Here is a 20,937-nt window from a genome sequence, read left to right as displayed (position 1 = left end):
TTATTTATTTACCCAGTGTATAATTAACAATAACAATATCATTGTTTCACATCGATCGCATCAGCAATAACTCTCAAAAATCTAGGCTAATTGGCCTAGTAAGTCAGTATCTTTACTGAGGTAAATCGCCCATCCATGCCACATAGCCAAAGCAAATTAAGCAGCAGCCCTAGGGCTACTGCTTTCTGTCGTCTCAACCGGGAGCAACTACAGCGGTTCCCGCTGCAAGAGCGACACACAAACATGAATCCTCAAATAAAATTTATATTCAATCACAATTCAGCTAGAACTTGTGGGTATTTTTCAGCAATTTTTACCGCTATTTTTTTGATTTTGGAAAATCCTGTACGCCTCCAAAAAGAGCGAATAGTTTGTTCCTTGATATTCAACTGGCGGGCGATGGTTGCCATTTTGGCTGGCGATTCATCCAAAAGTAATTTTTGAGCAATTATTTGGCAGTTGCAGTCGGGACGGTTGCGAGGATGACTGTTGCGCAGTTCCTGTTGTGGATCTCCCTGGAAATAATTGGCTATATCCCGTACTAAAGCTTGTTTTTCTTCTCTGTCAATCCGTTCGATTTCCAAGTCCAAAGCATCCAAACATCCATAAAATCCACTTGTTTCTAAAGCCTCTAAAGGAAGTGTGTTTTGATTTTTGCTATTTTTGGAAGTATATAAATCTTGAATTCGATACCTGAGATGACCGTTAACCCAAGTGACGAGACTGGCTTGAATCGGAGAACGTTTGGGATTAAACTCGTGAAGGTGCTTGTTTAACCATAGCCAAGTTTTATTCTGGGCTTGTAAATAATAGGGATGAGAAACTTTTGACAATTTTGGTGAGAGTTGCAGTTTCCGAAATAATCGATCGACTAATTTTCGACGCTGGATAATATCCACTGATTCCGAGCAAATTGCTAAAATTAGTTCACATAATAATTCGTCTTGGGGAGTGCGATCGGAATATTTTTCCAGTTTCAACCTCAATTCATTTATGCGCTCCATAATCACCATTTTAGTAAATGTACCCGATGTAACACCGTGCAAACTTTGGTTTAGGTTGGTAGAGATGAAAAATGATTAAACTAACTCGCAGACTTTAGGTACAATTCGGACAGCTCACCTAAACCTAGTTTGGTACAGTTGTTACTTCTACACATTTTCCCGGAGTGGCATAATCAAAACAAGGCTAAAATTCACACAGAAAGTTCACAATTTTTATGAAAAAATCACAAAAATCACAAAAATCATCTTATAATTACTAAAAAATAGATTAACTGGGGAAAGCAATGGAAGTGGAACAAATGTTGAAGGTCTTAGATGCCTGGGTTTTGGAAAAGAAGGGCCGATCGCTGGATTGGGCGGAAAAAGAGATAATTCGACTAAGCTGGCTGGATGTGGATTATGCGGATATGAACATTTATGGCTACAAACCTAGCTATATCGAGAGAAGGCTAGCACAAGGTTTGTGGGCTCTAGTATCTGAGGTGATTGGGGAAGGAACAAAAGTTACTAAAAAAAGATTCAGGCTGGCGATGGAAGCAGCAATCAAAAAGCGCTCGCAGCCTGTGCCCCCACCAATAGAAGTGACTTTTATTGGGGAGGCGAAGGATGCTAACAATCGAGGGTTTAAATTAAAAGAAGCTGGGCAATTAATTGAAGCGAGAAAACACTTCGAGCTAGCTATTAAAATTAATCCAGATAATGCAGCAACTTATTACAATCAGGCATTGATGTATGAAGAAGCGGGAATAGTCGATCGCGCTATTCAACTATATCAGGAGGCGGCATTCCTAGGATTTGCTGCGGCTTACTGCAAGTTGGGCCGCTTGTATATCATTGAATATAAAGATTTGCGGAAATCCGTTGAAAAAATTGGGCTAGGTTTAAAACTGGTGGAAACGGAGAAAGTTAAGCATGACAAAATAGTCAAAGCAGGGTTGTTAACTTATCTTGCTTGGGCTTGGAAGGAACAAGGATGCTATGAAGAAGCTTTGAGCAATTTGCAACAGGCTATGAAACTACAGAGCGATCGGGGTTTAACTTATGGCATTATGGCGGAAGTTTACGAAAATCTGGGGAACCATGCAGAAGTTGCGACTGCTTGGAAAAAATGCCTGGAATATGCTAAGTGCGATCGACCCGATGAAGATTTTTACATTGGTAAGGCTCGTCAGCGTCTGAAGCAAATAAATGGTTGTAATTAAAGGTAAAGTGCGATCGCAGCGCGATCGCACTCTGACTAAAAAAACCGGGTTTTTGACTAAATTTGCGGGCTGCAAACTGTATATTTTCTTAGGAAAACCCGGTTTCTGATACCCCATGGGGTCTATGACTAATTAATCAAGGACATGGGTATTCATTGCCATATTCATCTATACATATTTGGGGTATGATGTGATTGGTGGCTGACCCAAAGGCGATGCGGGCGATGGAAGCACCTGAAACTGCCGCTAGTACCAGACTTATGTTGGCGAATGCGATCGAGCAGATGAGGAGGGGTGAAATCAAGACTTTGCAATTCATACTCTTGTCTCCAAGTCAATTTTTTGAACAAAGGACAACTGAGTTAGGCCTAACTGCTGTCTACATACCCACTCTATAAATGTCTGATTCCAACATGGAACCCAACAATCCAAAACAAGTTGGGGAATTAAGTTGGAAAGGTTAAAAATACCTCTCCTAATAGACTGCTGTACGTGAAGTCTGTTACTCAACCTTAAAGAGCGTTGCTAAGATGACCAACATATCAAATCCCCCTTGCCTGGAATGTCAGGAAGCAGAACAGAGAGAGAATCTCGATATTAACTGTATTTTAAATAGACTAAAATCAGTAAAAAAAAGCCAACTTTCTTCTAGGGAAATTTCCTATTTATGTTTGTGTTTATGTTTGTTGTCAAGGTATGAAAAAGCTTTTAGAATGGTTAAATATAAAACCCCGACAATAGAAGATCTCAATACCAAAGATCCAGAAATCAGTAAAAAGGGTGAAAATCTGAGTGCAGATATGTCAAAAACAGTACACCTTTATATTAAAGAAATGATGAGCATATATGAAGAAAAACGCTTGCCACCTTGGCCTAAAATTGTATCATTTATGCGCGATACAGGATGTAAAAAAAATCAGCAATCACCTCAAGTAGAAATGCAAAGGTTTATGTTCATTGCCAGAGTCAAAGGTAATAAAATATCTGACCTTGAAATGCAAAATCAATTGAAAACCATTGGAATTGAAATAGAAATTATAGAGATGCTAAGAAATGAATAATGAAATTGATAAAAATCAGCAACAAGAAGAAATGAGTAGCAGCACTTTGTTTGTTTTCAAAGGATCTCAGGAAGATTTTTACCGGATGATGAGTCTCTTTGAAGCAGGGGAACTGAGTGATTTACTGGGGATAGAAGTGCTGGATGTAGGAGCCATTGTAGAATCTCAACTGGTAGCACAGCCAAAAGTCATAAATTTGAGCCAATGGTTCCAGAATAATTTTGTTGAAGCTATTCAGGAAGCATGGCTGACATTAGAAGAAGTTTTTGGTAAGAGCATACGGAATCCAGCTTTTCGATCGCAAGCTGTAAAACGAGCTAAATCAATTCAATTAGGCGATCGTACAGTAGCTTTAATTCTCGATATAGCAACAGCGGAAAACCAAGAAATCAGCACAATATTAGGAGTCTATCCTATTGGCAGTCAAACTTATCTGCCAGAAAACCTTAAGCTGGATGTGTATGAATCAGAAGAAACTTTAGTAGAACTTCAAGCACCATTACAAAGTGAGGGAATGATACAAGAATTATTCTTTTTACCTGGAGAAGCATTTCGGATAGAAGTTTCTTTGGGTGATTTCAAGCAAATAGAAAATTTTCTTTTATTCCCAACAAGGTAGGCGATAAAAATGTCAGGTGTAAAGTTGGTTTTCTTAAAAATTAATAATGGCAATTTTGACCAAGGGTTTAAAGTTAACTTGCGAATTTACCAAGCAGGAAATTCTGCTTTTTTAGAAGCTGATGGCAGATTTCCCGCAGCACCAAAGATTCCTGAAATATATCAAAGTTGGCAGAAAAAATATTTACGCATGGACTGGTGTTTTCGAGCCAGGAAGGGAGAAACTATCAACGATGTTGGCAAGGTTCCCGAAGATTGTAGCCAATCATCTCAAAAATTAAGAGAAAGCATTAAAGAGTGGTTGAGAAAGTCTGATGATAGCGAGTTTCAAAAAATCAGGGAAAGACTTATAGGAGAATTAGATAAAAAAGACGAAATTAGGGTATTTATTCAAACCAAAGATGAGTTACTGAAAAAAATTCCTTGGCAGGAATGGGATTTATTTGCGGATACATACACCAATTCTGAAATTGTCCTCAGCCCCCCTGAAAATACAGAAATTCCCAGAAATGTTACAGCGTCAAGAGGAAAGTTTAACATAAAAATATTATCTATTTTGGGTTGTAGCCAAGGAATTGATGTTCAAGTCGATCAGAAGTTTCTCAAAAGTTTACCTAATACTGAACCACTTTTTCTTCCCGAACCTCGACGGAAACAATTAAGCGATAGCCTTTGGGAGAAAAACTGGGATATATTATTTTTTGCTGGTCACAGTTGGAGTGATAGTAACAGTGGCAATCTGGCTATCAATTCCGATGAAACACTCACCCTGCTAGATTTGAAGCACGGTTTGCGCTGCGCTATAGAAAACGGCTTGCAGTTGGCTATTTTTAATTCCTGTGATGGTTTGAAGTTAGCAGAAAATTTAGCTGATTTGCACATTCCGCTAGTTATTGTGATGCGGGAACCTGTACCCGATCGGATTGCTCAAGAGTTTTTGAAATATTTTCTGACGGCGTACTCAAGTGGAGAACCTTTATATTTAGCAGCACGGAAAGCACGGGAACGTTTGGAGACAGAAGGTCTAGACAAGGAATTTCCGGGGGCGACTTGGTTGCCCATAATTTGTCAAAATCCCGCTGTAGAACCTCCGACTTGGCAAGGTTTTCTCAGTAAAACTGAAACAAAATTTCAAGAATCATTTCGGGAACTTAAAAAAACTTGGAAAACCGAAAATACTCTCACAGATCATTCAGACATTATTAAATCAGTCGCGATTCACCCAGATGGTCAAATTTTCGCTAGTTGCAGTCTGGACCAAACGATTAAAGTATGGAACTTGACAACAGGAGAACTTCTCGAAAATCTCACCGGACATTCTGGCGGCGTGACTTGCGTTAGTTTCAGCAGCGACGGACAAACTCTTGCTAGCAGCAGCGCCAATCCTGACGGCACTATTAAATTGTGGGATACTCAAACCTGGCAACTAAAACGCACTCTCAAAGGCGATGATTGGGTGGTTCTTTCTGTATGGTCGATCGCCCTAACCTCCAATGGTAAAACTTTAGTCAGCGGACACCATGCTGACAGTACCGTGAAAGTTTGGAACCTCGAAACCGGGGAATTGCGACACACTCTCAGAGGTCATGTTTGGGCAGTTCATGACGTTGCGATCGCTCCCGACGGCAATATAATGGCTAGTGGAAGTTTCGACAGCAATATCAAGCTTTGGAATCTTCACACAGGCAGAGAAATCCGCAATTTAAACGGCCCTGGGGACGGCCCTATTGGTTGGACTCGTTCTTTCTTTAGCGACAACATCGTTTATACTGTTTCCTTCAGTCCCGACGGACAAACTCTCGCCAGCGGCGGGGCGAAGCAACCGATTAAACTATGGCGTTTAAGCAGTGGAGAAATCAAAAGCAACTTGACAGGACATACGGATGATGTTCACGCTATTGCTTTTAGTCCTGATGGCAAATATCTCGCCAGCGGTAGTGCCGATCGCACTATTAGAATTTGGGATTTATTTACCGGAGAACCGATTCACACTCTAGGACATTCAGACACTGTTTATTGTCTTGCCTTTAGTCCTGACGGAGAAACTCTCGTAAGTGGTAGCCGAGATAGAACTATTAAGATTTGGCGTTTTTCCACCTGACGATAACTGCTAATATCGCTTTTTGAACAGGCTTTCCGGCCTGTTCAACAATAAATATGGTCTATGTCTATTAAAAAATCTCCCCAACAATCATCCCCGCCAATATGACAAACCCTACCCAAACATTTTGGCGAAATATTTGACCATAAACGGGATTCGGGATATCCGCCTTCCGCAGTTGACTGTACTGCAAAAACCACAAAATTGCCGCCCCCAAAACAGCCAACCAAAAACCAATATGCAACTGTAAATTAATCCCCATAGCCACTAATAAACCCACTGTAGCTAAAAAGAAAAAACCCACAGCATTAGTGGCATTATTCCCAAAAAATAGCGCACTGGAATTCACACCTAAACGCAAATCATCTTCCCGATCGCTCATGGCATAAACGGTATCAAATCCCAAGGTCCATAGCACCACAGCACCCCACAGCAACCAAGTAGCTAATTCTAGTTTCCCAACCGTCGCACTCCAACTAATTAAAACGGCAAATCCCCAGGCTATTGATAATACTAATTGCGGGACTGGAAAGAATCTTTTTGCTAGGGGATAGCAGATAATTACTGGTACGGCGGCGACGCACAACCAGAAACTTAAGGGATTTAGATAAAAGGCGAGAATGGCCGCACAAACAAAGGAAATTAAAGCAACTCCGATCGCAGTTTGCACTTTCAGGGCGCGGGATGCTAGGGGGCGCGATCGCGTTCTTTCGACTTGGGGGTCAATATCCCGATCCCACAAGTCGTTGATGACGCATCCCGCCGCACTGGTGGCTAAGGTGCCAAGCACAATCACACCCACCAAGGTTGCGGGTGGCCTCCCGTGGGCTGCTAAAAATACCGCCCAGAGGGCTGGAATCATTAAAATTAGCCGTCCTGCTGGCTTGTCCCATCTCAAAAGCCTCACGATGGCTAGCAGTGTGGATTCGGTTGGGCGATCGGACTCGGTAAGCATTTCTATTTTAGATTGGAGATTTTTAATTTTTAATTTTATCAAAATTTAGGTGCCGATCGCCCAAGCTCAAGGCTGCGGAAAATGGAAAACCGGGAATCTCGAATAGGTGAAAGTCTGTAAATTCGTGAAATAATGAAAAATATCTGTCAACTCTGATACACTCCTATGGTTAATTCACTTGCTTCTGCGGAGTCAAATCGCATTATTGCTGCTATTGATATGGGTACTAACTCCTTTCATATGGTGGTGGCGCGCATCGATGCGAAATTGCCGGCTTTTACGATTATTGCTAGAGAAAAAGATACGGTGCGCTTGGGTGATTGTGAAACAAAAACAGGGTGTTTGAAGTCTGAGGTGATGGAAAGGGCGATCGCCACTTTGCGCCGTTTTCAAGGTATTGCCAAAACCTTCAATGCGGAACAAATAATCGCTGTGGCTACCAGTGCGGTTCGAGAAGCCCCTAATGGTCGAGATTTTCTCAAACAAGTTGCGGACGAACTAGACCTTTATGTTAGCTTGATTTCCGGCCAGGAAGAAGCGCGGAGAATTTATCTCGGTGTTCTTTCGGGAATGGAATTTAACAATCAATCCCAGGTAATTATTGACATAGGGGGCGGTTCTACTGAATTAATTTTAGGAGATAGTGCAGAACCTCGGTGTCTCACCAGTACCAAAATTGGTGCGGTTCGCCTCACTGGAGAATTTGTCAAAACTGACCCGATTAGCAGGGAAGAGTTTGCCTATTTGCAAGCTTATATTCGGATTGCGCTGGAAAGACCGATCGACGAATTGCGCGCTCAATTTAATGGTGATGAAACTCTCCGTTTAATTGGTACTGCTGGCACTATCGAAACTTTAGCTGCCATTAACGCTCGCGAAAAATTGGGAACCGTACCAAGTCCCCTGGCTGGCTATCAATTAAGTTTAAAGGATTTGCGGGATTTAGTCAATCGTTTTCGCAAACTTTCCTATGCCGAAAGGTTGGCAATTCCGGGAATGTCTGACAAGCGGGCGGAAATTATTCTGGCTGGTGCTTTGATTTTGCAGGAAGCCATGACGCTATTAGGAATGGAATTTCTCACGGTTTGCGATCGCTCTTTGAGAGAAGGGGTAATAGTTGACTGGATGCTGTCTCACGGTTTGATAGAAAACCGCTTGCGTTACCAAGGTTCAATCCGCCAGCGCAGCATTTTACACATGGCCCAAAAATATCAAGTTAATTTAGAGTATAGCGAAAGAACCGCAGCATTTACTCTCAATTTGTTCGACCAAACCCAAGGAATTCTGCATAATTGGGGAACCGAAGAACGGGAATTGTTGTGGGCGGCAGCAATTTTACACAACTGCGGTTTGTATGTCAGCCATTCGGCTCACCACAAGCATTCTTATTATTTAATTCGGAATGGCGAGTTGTTGGGTTACACTGAAACAGAGATTGAAATTATTGCTAATTTAGCGCGCTATCACCGAAAAAGTTCTCCGAAAAAGAAGCATGAAAACTTTATGATTCTTCCCAGAAAGTATCGGATATTAGTTGGCAATTTACATCCTTTTTTGCGGTTAGCAGTCGCTTTAGATAGGAGACAAATTGGAGCAGTTGCTAACTTGAAATGCGAGGTGAGACCGGAAGTGAGAGAGTTTCATTTACAACTAACACCGAAAAATAATGATGATGATTGCGCTCTTGAACTGTGGAGTTTAGATTACAAAAAACCTGCTTTTGAAGATGAGTACAATCTCAAATTAGTGGCAAGTTTAGAGCCAAATCTTGTGGTAGTTTAAGACCGGCTTCCTCAGCGCAGTAGAATCCCTGAGCCTAGTCGAATCCCTGAACGTAGTCGAAGGGGTTTGTTTATTCCGCTATAATTGAGCGATCGCGAATTTCAGCATAAAATACAAAAATGTCCAATCCCTTGCTCAGCCTCAACTACGAACCCGCCATCGAATCCCTCGGTGGCGACTATTTTGATGAAGTCCCGGCGGCCGATTTTCCCCAGCACATCCTCCGCTTTCGCAATGACCAATTATTGCCGAAATTGGGTTTAGATCCAGCACAAGTAACCGACGAACATTTCACCCAAGCATTCGGGGAATTTCACTGCGTCCGTCCCTTCCTCGCACTCCGCTACCACGGCTATCAATTTAACGAATACAATCCCAATTTAGGCGATGGTAGAGGCTTTTTGTACGGTCAAGTTCGCGGTACTGATGGCAGACTTTATGACTTTGGTACCAAAGGTTCGGGCCGCACACCTTATTCCCGGTCTGCTGATGGTAGACTGACTCTCAAAGGGGGAGTTCGGGAAGTTTTAGCGGCAGAAACTTTGCATAGGTTAGGAGTGCGGACATCTCGCTGTTTTAGTTTAGTTGAAACCGGGGAATCTTTGTGGCGTGGGGATGAACCTTCTCCCACGCGCTCGTCTGTCATGATACGTTTTAGTCATTCTCACATCCGGTTCGGTACTTTTGAAAGATTGCATTACATCCGTCGCCCGGATTTAATTACAAAACTTTTAGATTTTGTGATTGAATATTACTATCCTGAATTGCATTTAGCAGCCAGCACTGAGGGTCTTGCTCCAGGGGAAAAATATGCACTTTTCTATGCTGAATTAGTCAAGAAGGTAGCCGAATTAGTTGCTCAGTGGATGGCGGCGGGATTTTGTCATGCTGTGCTCAATACTGATAATATGTCGATTACTGGAGAAAGTTTTGACTATGGACCTTTTGCTTTTATCCCGACTTATAATCCTAAGTTTACCGCGGCTTATTTTGACTATTATGGTCTTTATTGTTACGGGAATCAACCGTTTATTTGCCAGGGGAATTTAGAGAAACTTCAGAAACCGCTAGTTTGTGCGATCGCTCAAACCGATCTGGATGCTGCTTTGGCAAAGTTTGGCGATTATTATAATGCAGCTTATCGACAGTTGATGCTGAATAAATTGGGATTTGAGCAGTTATCGGAGGCTGATGGTGATGAGTTGTTGCAACTGACAATTAAATTGCTGGCGGAGTCTCAAGTCGATTATCAAGGTTTCTTTTTTGAGTTGCGAAAACAGTTCGCTCCCACTTGGCGAGATGATGCGAGTCAAATTTTTAGTGAAGCGGAACCGACGGATTTCATAGCACATTGGCGGCAGTTTTATTGTCACGTTTTGCAAACTTTGTCCTCCGACGATCTGGATCGAATGGCGGAAAGGTTACGCAGGTGCAATCCCGAACAATCGCTGTTGAGACCGACGATTGAGGCGGTTTGGGAGCAAATAGCTATTGAGGATAATTGGCAACCTTTTTATGAGTTGGTTAAGCGAATTCAAGACTCGTAAAGGGAATTGGGCGTTGTTGACGGTTGATCTCAATTCCGGTTGTATCGGAATGATTTAACCGCGAAGGCGCGAAGTACGCGAAGGAAGAGAAGAGAGAGTTTAATACAGGACGATGAAGAGAGGATTTGGTATGACTGTTGATTGTTTGCTCACCACCATGGGAGCATCCCGATTTTGTAATGGCTATAGCATGACCGCAGATAATTTATTAGTGATAACCAGAGATTTACAGCCGTCATGCTTCGCCCCTAGGAATATATTTGCACTCATTGAGATGCACCCACCACAATCAACAGACAACTAACTATCGTCCACTGACTATTTGAGTTTTTCTATCTCAAATTGTGCGTCTTTGTAACCGCCGGTAAGTCCTTGATCGAGAAAGATTTTTCCGGCTTTTTCATAGTCACTAATCGCTCCTGCTTTGTCTCCTAAAGAGCGACGCACAGCGCCTCTACCGTAGTAAGCCGCAGCATAATTGGGGTTGATCCGAATTGCTTGCACATAATCGGCGATCGCACTATTGTAATTATTTAACTGTTGGTAAATCTTGGCTCGATTGGCGTAAGCTTCAGCATCGTTGGGATTGATGCCAATGGCTGAGGTAAAATCCGCGATCGCCCCCTGTGGGTCTGCCCCTCCGTTGCGAGCTAAACCCCGATTACTAAAAGCATTATAATCATTGGGATTCATTTTCACCGCTTGAGAGCAATCCTCAATTGCTTTGGGATAATCTTTTAAGTTTAAATAAGCAATGCAGCGATTGTTATAAGGAACCGCATCCTCATCGCTCAGCGCAATGGCCTGAGTGCAATCGTCAATGGCTGCTTGATGAGCCGCCAAATTTAACTGGGTACTGCACCGATTAGCATAAGCATCTGCATTCTTGGGATCGATCGCAATTACCTGAGAATAATCGGCAAAAGCTCCCTTATAATCACCCGAATGAAAGCGAGCTCTCCCCCGACTATACAAAGCTTTAGTATCTTGAGAATCGAGCTTAATTGCTTCTGTATAATCCCCAATGGCTCCCTGCAAATCTCCCCCCGCAGCGCGAGCTAATCCCCGTGAATGATAACCTTTAGCCAGTTGGGGCTGCAACCGAATCACCTCACTCAAATCTTGAATCGCCGTTTTGTAATCTTGTAAGTCCAAATAAACCACACCTCGTTCATAATAAGCATCAACATCGTTAGGTTTGAGACTCAAAACCTTAGTGTAATCCTCAAGAGCGCCTCGCTTGTCGTTAAAATCGTAGCGAGCTAAACCTCGGTTAAAATAAGCCTGAAAGTAATTAGGATCTAGAGCGATCGTCTGAGAATAATCAGCAATTGATTCCTGATACTTTTTCAAATCATAATTGGCATTAGCTCGCCGATACAAAGTCTCAGGATTGTTAGGATTGAATTTAAGTGACTGGCTAAAAGCCTCTACTGCCCCAGCAGCATCTCGATCGCGAGACTTTGCCACCCCCTGTTCGTAATATTCCCTAGCTTTCACAGGATTGGGACGATTCCAGTAATTGAACAGCAACATTAAACCTATTAGGGTGCCCAACCCAGCGAAAGCCAGCAACCAAAACCTGCTTCCCAAATTGAAAAAGGAGTTACCATAAGACCAGAATCTCGACTGAGACAGGCTGTTTTTTTGAGAATTATTTGCAGTATCGTGGCGATGTCTGATCTTGCTCAAAGCCTCCAAAACTTCCTCAGCAGATTGATAGCGCTTGCCAAATTGATGACAGACCATTTTGTCAATGATATTAGCCAAATTGTTAGAACATTGAGAGCGGTTGCGCCAGACAATTTCTCCGGTATGAGAAGGGCTTGGATCTTGCAATTTTGGCAAGTCAGTACCGGGCAATCCGGTAATAGCTTGGATAGCCATCATCCCGACTGCATAGATATCGCTGCTAAATTGTGGGTTGCCTTGAAATTGTTCGATCGGCATATAAGCCGGAGTCCCTGTCGCAATGGTTCTCGGAAATTCTGTATCATAGTCACTCAGATGAGTTGTAACTTCTTTTACCGAGCCGAAGTCAATTAAAACCAATTTTCCATCTGGTTTACGGCGGATTAAATTGGATGGATTGACATCGCGGTGAATCACTCCCTGAGAGTGGACAAAAACGAGAATTTCTAAGACTTCTTCTAGGAGGGATATCACTCGTTCTTCCGGCCAGTATTGACCAGCTACGATTTCCCTGTTTAGTGCTTGTCCCGGCACAAATTCTTCCACTAAATAGAACTGATTGCTGTCTTCAAAATATGCTAGTAAAAAGGGAATTTGATCGTGTTTTCCTAATTTTTCTAGAATTTCTGCTTCTTGTTTAAATAATCGATAAGCAGTTTTGAGAACTGTGGAAGTATTGCTGGGTGGTCGCAGTTGTTTGACTACACATTGAGGGTGGTTGGGGCGGCGAGTATCGACAGCTAAATATGTTTGTCCAAAAGCCCCAGAGCTCAGCACTTGGACTACGCGGTAACGTCCGTCTAGAAGTTGACCAACCATGTTCATATTGGTAAGGAGTAATGAAACAATTTTAGATTTGGGATTTGGGATTTGGGATTGGGAATTTGGGATTTTAAATTTATGGCTAATTTAAATCTAAAATCCCCGATCGGATAGGAATTGGTAAGGACTACAGTTAACAGTTAACTGATGAAGCATTTAGTTAAGTTGGTTAATTTGTGCTTGCGCGTCTTGAAAACCATCGCCTCTTCCTTGTTCTAGAAACAGCGTTGCAGCTTTCTGAAAATCTGCGATCGCCCCATTACGGTCTTTGAATTGGCCACGGACGAGACCTCGACTGTAGAAAGCTGTAGCATTGTTGGGGTTGAGTTTCACTGACTGTGCAAAATCTGCAACCGCTAAATTATAGTTTTTCAGTTCCGAGTAAATATTACCGCGATTGCTATAAGCAACTGAATCACTGGGATTGAGCCGAATTGATTCTGTAAAATCGGTGATGGCACCGGCCTTGTCTCCCGAAGCGTTACGAGCTAATCCTCGATTGCTGTATGCTTTGGAATTTTTCTTGTTGAGTTCGATGGTTGAACTGCAATCTTCAACGGCTTTCTGAAATTGTTTTAAATTCAGGTGAGCAATGCAGCGGTTATTATAAGCAGCTTCGTCTTTTGGATCGATGGTAATTGCTTGGGTACAATCTTCAATCGCTTTATCGTAGGTTGCTAAATTCAAGTAAGCGCTGCATCGGTTGGTATAAGCATCAGCTCGATCGGGCGCTAATTCGATCGCCTTAGTGTAATCTGTCATTGCTCCTTGATAATCTCCCACATTAAATCTCGATCGACCCCGACCATAATAAACACCAGCATCTGTGGGGCTAATTTGAATCGCTTGGGTAAAATCTGCCATCGCTCCTGTTTTGTCCCCAGCAGCCGATCGAGCCAAACCCCTGTTGCTATAAGCTTTAGTATCATTGGGATTCAAGCGAATTGCTTGGGTATAGTCTTCAATTGCCGCCGGATAGTCCGACAAATCGTAGTAAGCCAAAGCCCTTTGATAAAAAGCATCGGCATCAGTGGAATTCAGCCGGACTGCTTGGGTAAAATCTTCTAGAGCACCCTGCTTATTGCCTAGTTCCCGGCGGGTCAAACCTCGATTGTAGATGGCTTTACTGTGGCTGGGATTGAGTTTAATGGCTTGAGTATAATCCTCTATTGCTTGCTCCCGCGCCCCAAGGTCATAGCGAGCGTTAGCCCGCTTGTAGAAAGCTTCGGCATCGCTGGAATTGATGGCGAGGGCTTGGGTATAATCAGCGATCGCACCTGTTTTGTCCCCTTGCAGTGCCTTTTGTTGACCCTGGGCGAACAATTCCTGTGACCTCGCTGGATCTTGAGTCTGCCAATAGTAAATGAGTCCTGCTGTCAAGATTAAAGCGGAAAAAGTTCCAGCAATACTGAGCAGGATGATTTGACTCGGCTTCAGAGGCGGTTGACTCATAGCTGGAGTAATGGTGGTTGGTAGCGGTGGCTCAACCTTGATTTTTCGTCTGATTTTCTTGAAGTCGGCTAAAACTTCTGTGGCACCCTGATAGCGTTCCTCAAAGTCGGAGCGCACCATTTTCTCAATAATATCTGCTAAAGCTACACCACAATTTGCTCGATCGCCACCATTTATTTTCTGTTTCTGATTTTGTAAGGAAGCCAGTTCAAGAGTTGAAACTCCTGTGACAGCAACCAGAGCAATCGTACCTAGAGCATAGATATCGCTATTGTAGCGAGGGTTGCCTTCCCATTGTTCCATAGGCGTATATACTGTCTTGGCAACCACCGACTGTTTTTTCGCAACAGACCATTTAATTGAATTCGAGGAAGTTGGTAATGACAAATAACAATTAGCAATTTCCGGGCTCAGTTCCCCGTCTAAACGAAAGTCCGTTAACACCCATTTCCGATCGGACTGACGCCTAATCAGATTATCTGGTTGAATTCTGCCATGAATAAAGCCGTTCTCATGTATAAACACCAAAACTTCTAATATTTCCTCAAGCAAACCAAATATTTTCTTTTGGGTCCAAGGTTGACCGGGGATTAGTTCAGTGCTTAAAGGTTCCCCAGCAATTAATTCTTCAATTAAGTATAAACTTCGATTTTCGGCAAAATAAGCCGATAATTCGGGAATTTGGTGATGTTTTCCCAATTTTTCAATTTTTTCGGCATTTCTTTGAAAGATAGTTTGGACTGATTCAGGAATCTGCAAACTCTTACCGGGAAGTCGCATTTTTCTAACCAGGCATTGCGGAGAACCCCGACGGTGAGTATCTGCTGCCAAATAGGTGGTTCCCACCTCACTTGAGTCTGTGACTTTAATGATGCGGTAACGTCTGTCTAGAAGTTGACCAATCATGATATGCCCTCATCCCTGTTACTGATTGAATTTTCGCATAAAATCAGGATAGTTAATCAATGAGTATAGCATTAAAATTAGCATCAGTCCGATCCCCTTAGCCCTTAGACATCTCCTAAAAACACAGTCAAGAACAGGATTTATGGTCTGTTCCACAGGAATTATGGCAAAGGTCTAGGGACCAGAGAACCCCACCCTCAACTTAGAGAAGAAACAAGAAGCAAGAAGATCCAGGGGGAAATGCAATAATAAAATTGTAGGATACCTCAGACTTTCAATATAAGTAATTAAAAATGGCTGAATCATTAACAAAAGGAGGAACGATCGCTGCGATCGCCACTGCCATCGTCCCCCAACAAGGCAGTGTCGGCATTGTGCGAGTTTCCGGCTCCCAAGCTCTCAAAATTGCCGAAACTTTGTTTCGCAGTCCAGGAAAGCAAATTTGGGACTCTCACCGAATTATTTATGGCTATATCCACCATCCCCAAACTCAAGAATTAGTCGATGAAGCTTTACTATTAATTATGAAAGCACCCCGTTCTTTCACCCGGGAAGATGTGGTAGAATTTCACTGTCACGGCGGGATTATGGCGGTGCAGCAAGTCTTGCAATTGTGTTTGGAAAACGGAGCTAGATTGGCGCAACCGGGAGAGTTTTCGCTGCGAGCTTTTTTGAACGGAAGACTAGATTTAACTCAAGCAGAAAGCATCGCTGATTTGGTGGGAGCCCAATCTCCGGCTGCTGCCCAAAGTGCTTTGGCGGGGTTGCAAGGAAAATTGGCTAAGCCAATTCGTCAATTGAGAACAATTTGTTTAGATGTGTTAGCAGAAATTGAAGCAAGAATAGATTTTGAGGAAGATTTGCCGCCTTTAAATGAGGCTCAAATAGTGTTAGAAATAACTCAGGTTTTGGAGCAATTGTCAACTATTTTGGCCACAGCCGATCGCGGAGAGTTGTTGAGAAGCGGTTTGAAAGTGGCGATCGTCGGCCGCCCAAATGTGGGAAAATCCAGTTTGTTGAATGCGTGGAGTAGGAGCGATCGGGCGATCGTCACTGACTTGCCCGGTACAACGCGGGATGTGGTAGAATCCCAGTTAGTTGTCGGCCCAATTCCAGTGCAGGTGCTAGACACTGCGGGAATTCGGGAAACGGAAGACAAAGTAGAAAAGATCGGAGTTGAGCGATCGCGCGCCGCAGCAAAGCAAGCCGATCTAGTATTATTGACAATAGACGCACAATCGGGATGGACAGAAGCAGACTCAGAAATTTACGAACAAGTAAAACACCGCCCACTAATCATCATCCTCAACAAAATCGACCTAGTAAAAACCACCCCAAAACTACCATTTTCCTCTGAAAATCACCGAATAGTCACCACCGCCGCCGCCCTAGATCGAGGCATAGAAGACTTAGAAACCGCCATCTTAGATGCCGTCAACAGCGACAACTTGCAAGCAGAAAACCTAGACTTAGCAATTAATCAGCGGCAAGCAGCAGCCATCACCAAAGCCAAATTTTGTATAGAACAATGCTTAGTTACGATTAGAGATAAATTGCCCTTAGATTTCTGGACAATAGACTTGCGTGGTGCAATTCAAGCCCTAGGAGAAGTGACGGGAGAGGAAGTGACAGAATCAGTATTAGATAGAATCTTCAGTAGATTTTGTATTGGGAAATAAGCAGAGACTGCCAGAAACCGGGTTTTTTACCAAAATGTTTCATTCCCATGCAGATTCAACGAAAAACCCGGTTTCTTTGGCGGAGTCCATCCGAGACTCAGAAACCGGGTTTTTTACCAAAATACTTCATTCCCAACCATAATTTTCATGAAAAACCCGGTTTCTTTGGCGGAGTCATTCAGCCCTGTAATTGTGACTGTGGCGTGCAAGACTGTAAAAGGGCGATCGTAGTTTTGGCAAATTCACCAAATTTTGCCTCCTAGGGTGATGTGATAGAAACCTGCTCGACCATTTTAAAAATATTAATTTTTGAAACCCTTGCTCTCATTGAATCTCAGCCTATATTTTCTCCTTCTCAATTGCGCATTTGAGAGGCAACCTAAGCCAATATCGACGCACCTCGCTGAATCTCTGAAACCCCTATAATTTCGTTGAGGTGCGTCGATGCCAAGTGGGGATTGGGTTTGAGGGCTATGGTTTGCTCATTTTTGTGATATCGTTTCCGGCTGCATCGGAATGATTTAACCGCAGAGAACACAGAGGACACAGAGGGAGAGAATAGAGATCTGAATCATTCAGATGCTACCGGATTTGATATGATTCATCTATGCTATATTTGGGAGGTGCGTCGATTTGATGGCTGAATCCCGCTCTGGGTATGGTCTCTGCGCCGAACTCTCCCTACTCGCTAGGGAAACTAATTGAATGGAAACTAATTTACCCTGACTATTTTCCAAGTCAGGGTAATTTTTTGATTCCTATTTTTTCCCAAAAAATATATAGTTTTTCTCAGTTAGGTGGGTACTAGGTAATATCAAATCCGTTGACATCGGAATTATTATTTCTCTCTTCTCTTTCTCTGTGTCCTCTGTGTCCTAGTAAGGTTTAATCATTCCGATACAACCGGAATTAATATAATGGGTAATGGGGCATGGGGAACCCCCCCCTGCCCCCCCCTAGGGGGGATCGGAAATGGGGGAAGGGCATAGAGCATTACCAATTACCAATTACCAATTACCAATTACCTATTACCAATTACCAATTACCAATTACCTATTACCCATTACCCATTACCAATTACCAATTACCAATTACCCATTACCAATTACCAATTACCTATTACCCATCACATACTTATGTATTTTCCCACTCATCTACTTAACAACTAACATCAAGATCTAGGCCTACCCAAAGTAGTAATATAAACCACTGCTTCATCAGCGGGAATTCCCAAAACCTCATTTACCTTATCATCAAAAAATCCGGCAATCCCACTCACACCCAAACGCAATTGAATCGCCGCCAAATTCAGCCGCTGGCCCAAATGACCCGCATCCATGTGCAAATAACGGTAAACGCGATCGCCATATTTAGCCACCGCCTTCTTCAAATCCGCCGTATGAAACAACAAAACCGCCGCATCTCTTCCTAATTCTTGGCCCAAGCACAAATAGTGCAACTCCCTACGGAAATTCTTAAACCTAATTTGGCGCAACTCTTGAGCTTTCGGAGCATAATAATAACAGCCTTCTTCCAGACCATTCACGGCAGAAACTGCTACAAAAGTCTCGATTAAACTCAAATCGAAATAGTCAGGATAACCGTCTAATCCTTGGTCAGTGTAGTGGTGTGGCTGATAAGTAAAATCCAGCAGGGCTAGCAGTTCTGCCAAGCTCAAGGAAGCACCTGTATAGGAACGAGTAGAACGCCGTTTCAGAATTGTATTCTCTAAATTATCTAAGTGAAATCCCCAACTGATCGAAGGAGTCACCGTCGATACTTTAGTACAAAATGGGAAGTTATATTTATCTTCTATTCCCTCTTCAATTTCATTGAGTTTCCACCCATCCGTACCTGTCGTATCTGAATCCAACTGTGTAGCTTGATGGAGGTATTCTAGCAGTTGACCTTCCGGAATGTGCGGATAATCTGTGGTGCTTTTTCCAGGTAAAGCTGTTCTGAATCTGGGCAAGTTTTGGTTGATATCTAGCAAGTCCGCTAAAGCCACTACACAGATTGCTCCTTCTTGCTTGGAGTCGATGTAAAGCAATTGATTGATGGCTTCATCTGCGAATCCTCCTATCAGGTGAGGTCGGTAATCATTCAGTGCCGCAGCCAATTCAATGTTGCTCAATAAATGACCTGTATCTAGGAAAATTCGTCTATAAGCTCGGTCTTCGTAGCGCCAAGAAGAACGGAAAAAGACATTGGTAATTGCCAGTGCCAATTTGGTATCTTCTAAGGCTGGCGACCAAAAACAAGCCGCTTGCAGAGCCAGCCAAACTTCGCTATCCCAAAAGTGGACTAGGGAATGAGTTCTCGCTTGATAATTGTAAAGTCCGGCTGGCAAATACTTAGTGCCACGGGAGATTAAATAAACCTCTGCGGGGTAAAGCCCCCCAGCCGACGGTGCCGATCGCAAATACAGCGGGCTCCCATCCATGGTGGACACTTTGGCCGTCAAACCGTAGCTGCACAACAGGAAGTTGGACAATCGATACCACCAACTGCTATCAGAATCTGCCGGGGACTCCTGTGAAGTCTCTTTGAGATAGGGCTTGAGGTCAAAATATGCTCCTATTTTATATTCTTTGAAAGGAACAGGTTGCTCTTCCCAGTCTAGCTGTCTGCTTTTGGCAGCAATGGTTTCAGGGTCATATTTTGTCCGTTGGTGGTAGTGCTGAGCAATGGATACTGGAGTTTCTGGCATAGTCAGAGTCGGAGCCTCTTTGGTTGCTAATTTGATCTTGACATTACAAACTACTTACTAGCAGCGGATAAATGGACAAATATAAAAAAAATCTTAGAAAAAATGCGATCGTTGTTACACAAGCTTAACATAAGGGAATCCATAAGTATAAATACGCAGACTAACATCTATTAATTATTCTAATGGATGGGCAGCACTAGCTGTAGTCATAGAGGGGTAAAAATGCAAAAGCTAAGCGCTAAGGAATTGCTGGCTCAGTATTCTGAGGGCAAGCGAAACTTTGACGCCGTAGATTTAAGTGAAAATAACTTGTTTCAAGCTGATTTGCAAGAAATCAATCTTTCTGGCAGCGACTTGAGGCAAATTTATTTACCCTACGGAAATCTGACTCAAGCTAATTTTTCTCAAACTCAGTTTCAAGATGCTGAATTGGGTGACACTCAACTTTATCAAGCCAATTTGTCTGAAGCGAACTTGTCTGGTGCTAATTTGTCAAGAGCTAATTTGCGCCACGCGAATTTGCAAGGTGCGAATTTACAGAAAGCTAATTTGCAAGGTGCGAATTTGTACAATGCAGATTTGAGTTATGCAGATTTGAGAAATGCTGATTTAAGCAGAACTAATTTGGAAAATGCCAAATTCACCAAAGCTCAATTAGCTGGGTGTAATTTATTTCGATCGCGTTTGGGAGATTTATCTGATGCTGAGTGCGATCGCACTACCATCGGCCCGGAAGGATATTAACCTGTTTGAGGTAACAAGGGCGATCGGGGGTGCATCTGTATTTGGCAAATATATTCGTACGATGCTCTAGCCCTTACCAAATCCGGCTGCTCCTGGCGATCGCCCCCGATCGCTCTAAATTTCATAGATTTCTAATGGTAAATTATCGGGGTCCCGAAAAAAGGTAAACTGCTTTCCTGTAATCTCGTCGATGCGAATTTCTTCCACATCGATATTGTGAGATTTTAAATCAGCAATAGATTGTTTGATATCCTCAACTGCAAAAGCTAAATGCCTTAAACCGCAAGCTTCAGGATTGTTGACCCTTGCAGGAGGATGAGAAAAGGAAAAAAGCTCGATCGCCCCGCCGTTTCCCAATTGCAAATCTAGCTTGTAGGAATTTCTCTCGGCTCGGAAGGTTTCTTGGATGATGGAACACCCCAATACTTCTACATAAAATTTCTTAGAGGCTTCGTAATCAGAGCAAATAATCGCCACATGATGTATACCCGTGATTTTCATAGTTAAAAAATTAGCAGATCGCCTGTTTAAGATACCACAGCATTTACCATTATATTTGACCTTAACAACCTGCGACCTCACCCATCCCAAATTAAGAGCGATCGCCTTTTATTTTCTCTACTATAAATTTTAATCCATAAATTTTTATATAAATAGGTACG

General features: G+C 42.8%; 16 protein-coding genes. 9 read left to right on the top strand and 7 right to left on the bottom strand.

The annotated features are described in order from the left end of the window. Window positions 1-272: 272 nt before the first annotated feature. Complete coding sequence (locus ACBR23_RS13880) at window positions 273-1,004, bottom strand: hypothetical protein (RefSeq protein WP_371120243.1); 732 nt, start codon at window positions 1,002-1,004, stop codon at window positions 273-275. 284 nt (window positions 1,005-1,288) lie between these two features. Between ACBR23_RS13880 and ACBR23_RS13875 the strand changes: the two genes are divergently transcribed. Both ACBR23_RS13875 and ACBR23_RS13870 read left to right on the top strand, forming a co-directional pair. Beyond that, window positions 1,289-2,206, top strand: coding sequence for a tetratricopeptide repeat protein (locus tag ACBR23_RS13875; protein WP_371120242.1), 918 nt, complete (start codon window positions 1,289-1,291; stop codon window positions 2,204-2,206). Then, the gene (locus tag ACBR23_RS13870; RefSeq protein WP_371115254.1) at window positions 2,193-2,315 is read left to right on the top strand and encodes a hypothetical protein; all 123 of its coding nucleotides are present in this window, start codon (window positions 2,193-2,195) and stop codon (window positions 2,313-2,315) included. Before ACBR23_RS13875 ends, ACBR23_RS13870 begins: the two co-directional genes overlap by 14 nt. Before the next feature lie 27 nt (window positions 2,316-2,342). On the opposite strand, the gene ACBR23_RS13865 is transcribed toward ACBR23_RS13870, so the two are convergent. Beyond that, window positions 2,343-2,525: a hypothetical protein gene (locus ACBR23_RS13865; protein ID WP_371120241.1), complete on the bottom strand. Its 183-nt coding sequence runs from the start codon at window positions 2,523-2,525 to the stop codon at window positions 2,343-2,345. Between the two features lie 211 nt (window positions 2,526-2,736). Here ACBR23_RS13865 and ACBR23_RS13860 point away from each other — a divergent pair, with 211 nt between their 5' ends. The 3 genes from ACBR23_RS13860 to ACBR23_RS13850 are packed head-to-tail and all read left to right on the top strand — an operon-like array spanning window position 2,737 to window position 5,986. Continuing rightward, window positions 2,737-3,267: a hypothetical protein gene (locus ACBR23_RS13860; RefSeq protein ID WP_371120240.1), complete on the top strand. Its 531-nt coding sequence runs from the start codon at window positions 2,737-2,739 to the stop codon at window positions 3,265-3,267. Further along, window positions 3,260-3,886: a DUF1822 family protein gene (locus ACBR23_RS13855; protein WP_371120239.1), complete on the top strand. Its 627-nt coding sequence runs from the start codon at window positions 3,260-3,262 to the stop codon at window positions 3,884-3,886. The genes ACBR23_RS13860 and ACBR23_RS13855 overlap by 8 nt, the downstream gene beginning before the upstream one ends. Window positions 3,887-3,895: 9 nt before the next feature. Beyond that, window positions 3,896-5,986 (top strand): CHAT domain-containing protein, encoded by a 2,091-nt coding sequence (locus tag ACBR23_RS13850; RefSeq protein ID WP_371120238.1) that lies wholly within the window; start codon window positions 3,896-3,898, stop codon window positions 5,984-5,986. A gap of 70 nt (window positions 5,987-6,056) precedes the next feature. On the opposite strand, the gene ACBR23_RS13845 is transcribed toward ACBR23_RS13850, so the two are convergent. After that, window positions 6,057-6,941, bottom strand: a complete 885-nt coding sequence (locus tag ACBR23_RS13845) for a 4-hydroxybenzoate solanesyltransferase (protein WP_371120237.1) — start codon at window positions 6,939-6,941, stop codon at window positions 6,057-6,059. 165 nt (window positions 6,942-7,106) lie between these two features. On the opposite strand from ACBR23_RS13845, the gene ACBR23_RS13840 reads away from it, so the two are divergent. Both ACBR23_RS13840 and ACBR23_RS13835 read left to right on the top strand, forming a co-directional pair. After that, window positions 7,107-8,723 (top strand): HD domain-containing protein, encoded by a 1,617-nt coding sequence (locus ACBR23_RS13840; protein WP_371120236.1) that lies wholly within the window; start codon window positions 7,107-7,109, stop codon window positions 8,721-8,723. A 119-nt stretch (window positions 8,724-8,842) separates the two neighbouring features. Further along, on the top strand, window positions 8,843-10,270 hold the full coding sequence (locus ACBR23_RS13835; protein ID WP_371120235.1) for a YdiU family protein: 1,428 nt from the start codon (window positions 8,843-8,845) through the stop codon (window positions 10,268-10,270). Between the two features lie 318 nt (window positions 10,271-10,588). Here the strand turns inward: ACBR23_RS13835 and ACBR23_RS13830 are convergent, their stop codons facing one another. Beyond that, on the bottom strand, window positions 10,589-12,781 hold the full coding sequence (locus ACBR23_RS13830; protein WP_371120234.1) for a tetratricopeptide repeat protein: 2,193 nt from the start codon (window positions 12,779-12,781) through the stop codon (window positions 10,589-10,591). Between the two features lie 159 nt (window positions 12,782-12,940). Further along, the gene (locus tag ACBR23_RS13825; protein ID WP_371120233.1) at window positions 12,941-15,142 is read right to left on the bottom strand and encodes a tetratricopeptide repeat protein; all 2,202 of its coding nucleotides are present in this window, start codon (window positions 15,140-15,142) and stop codon (window positions 12,941-12,943) included. A gap of 293 nt (window positions 15,143-15,435) precedes the next feature. Here ACBR23_RS13825 and mnmE point away from each other — a divergent pair, with 293 nt between their 5' ends. After that, window positions 15,436-16,821, top strand: a complete 1,386-nt coding sequence (gene mnmE, locus ACBR23_RS13820; RefSeq protein ID WP_371120232.1) for a tRNA uridine-5-carboxymethylaminomethyl(34) synthesis GTPase MnmE — start codon at window positions 15,436-15,438, stop codon at window positions 16,819-16,821. Between the two features lie 1,171 nt (window positions 16,822-17,992). Here mnmE and ACBR23_RS13815 read toward each other — a convergent pair. Beyond that, window positions 17,993-19,531 (bottom strand): SagB/ThcOx family dehydrogenase, encoded by a 1,539-nt coding sequence (locus ACBR23_RS13815; RefSeq protein ID WP_371120231.1) that lies wholly within the window; start codon window positions 19,529-19,531, stop codon window positions 17,993-17,995. A gap of 222 nt (window positions 19,532-19,753) precedes the next feature. Between ACBR23_RS13815 and ACBR23_RS13810 the strand changes: the two genes are divergently transcribed. Beyond that, the gene (locus tag ACBR23_RS13810; RefSeq protein ID WP_371115243.1) at window positions 19,754-20,275 is read left to right on the top strand and encodes a pentapeptide repeat-containing protein; all 522 of its coding nucleotides are present in this window, start codon (window positions 19,754-19,756) and stop codon (window positions 20,273-20,275) included. A gap of 114 nt (window positions 20,276-20,389) precedes the next feature. Here ACBR23_RS13810 and ACBR23_RS13805 read toward each other — a convergent pair whose 3' ends face one another. Further along, entirely contained in the window at window positions 20,390-20,776 is a 387-nt protein-coding gene (locus ACBR23_RS13805; RefSeq protein ID WP_341737868.1) for a VOC family protein, read from the bottom strand. Window positions 20,777-20,937 lie beyond the last annotated feature (161 nt).

Source organism: Microcoleus sp. (assembly GCF_041354475.1).
Classification (GTDB): Bacteria; Cyanobacteriota; Cyanobacteriia; order Cyanobacteriales; family Microcoleaceae; genus Microcoleus.
The sequence above is the reverse complement of the archived record's forward strand: the minus strand, read 5'-3'. Positions and strand labels throughout refer to the sequence as shown.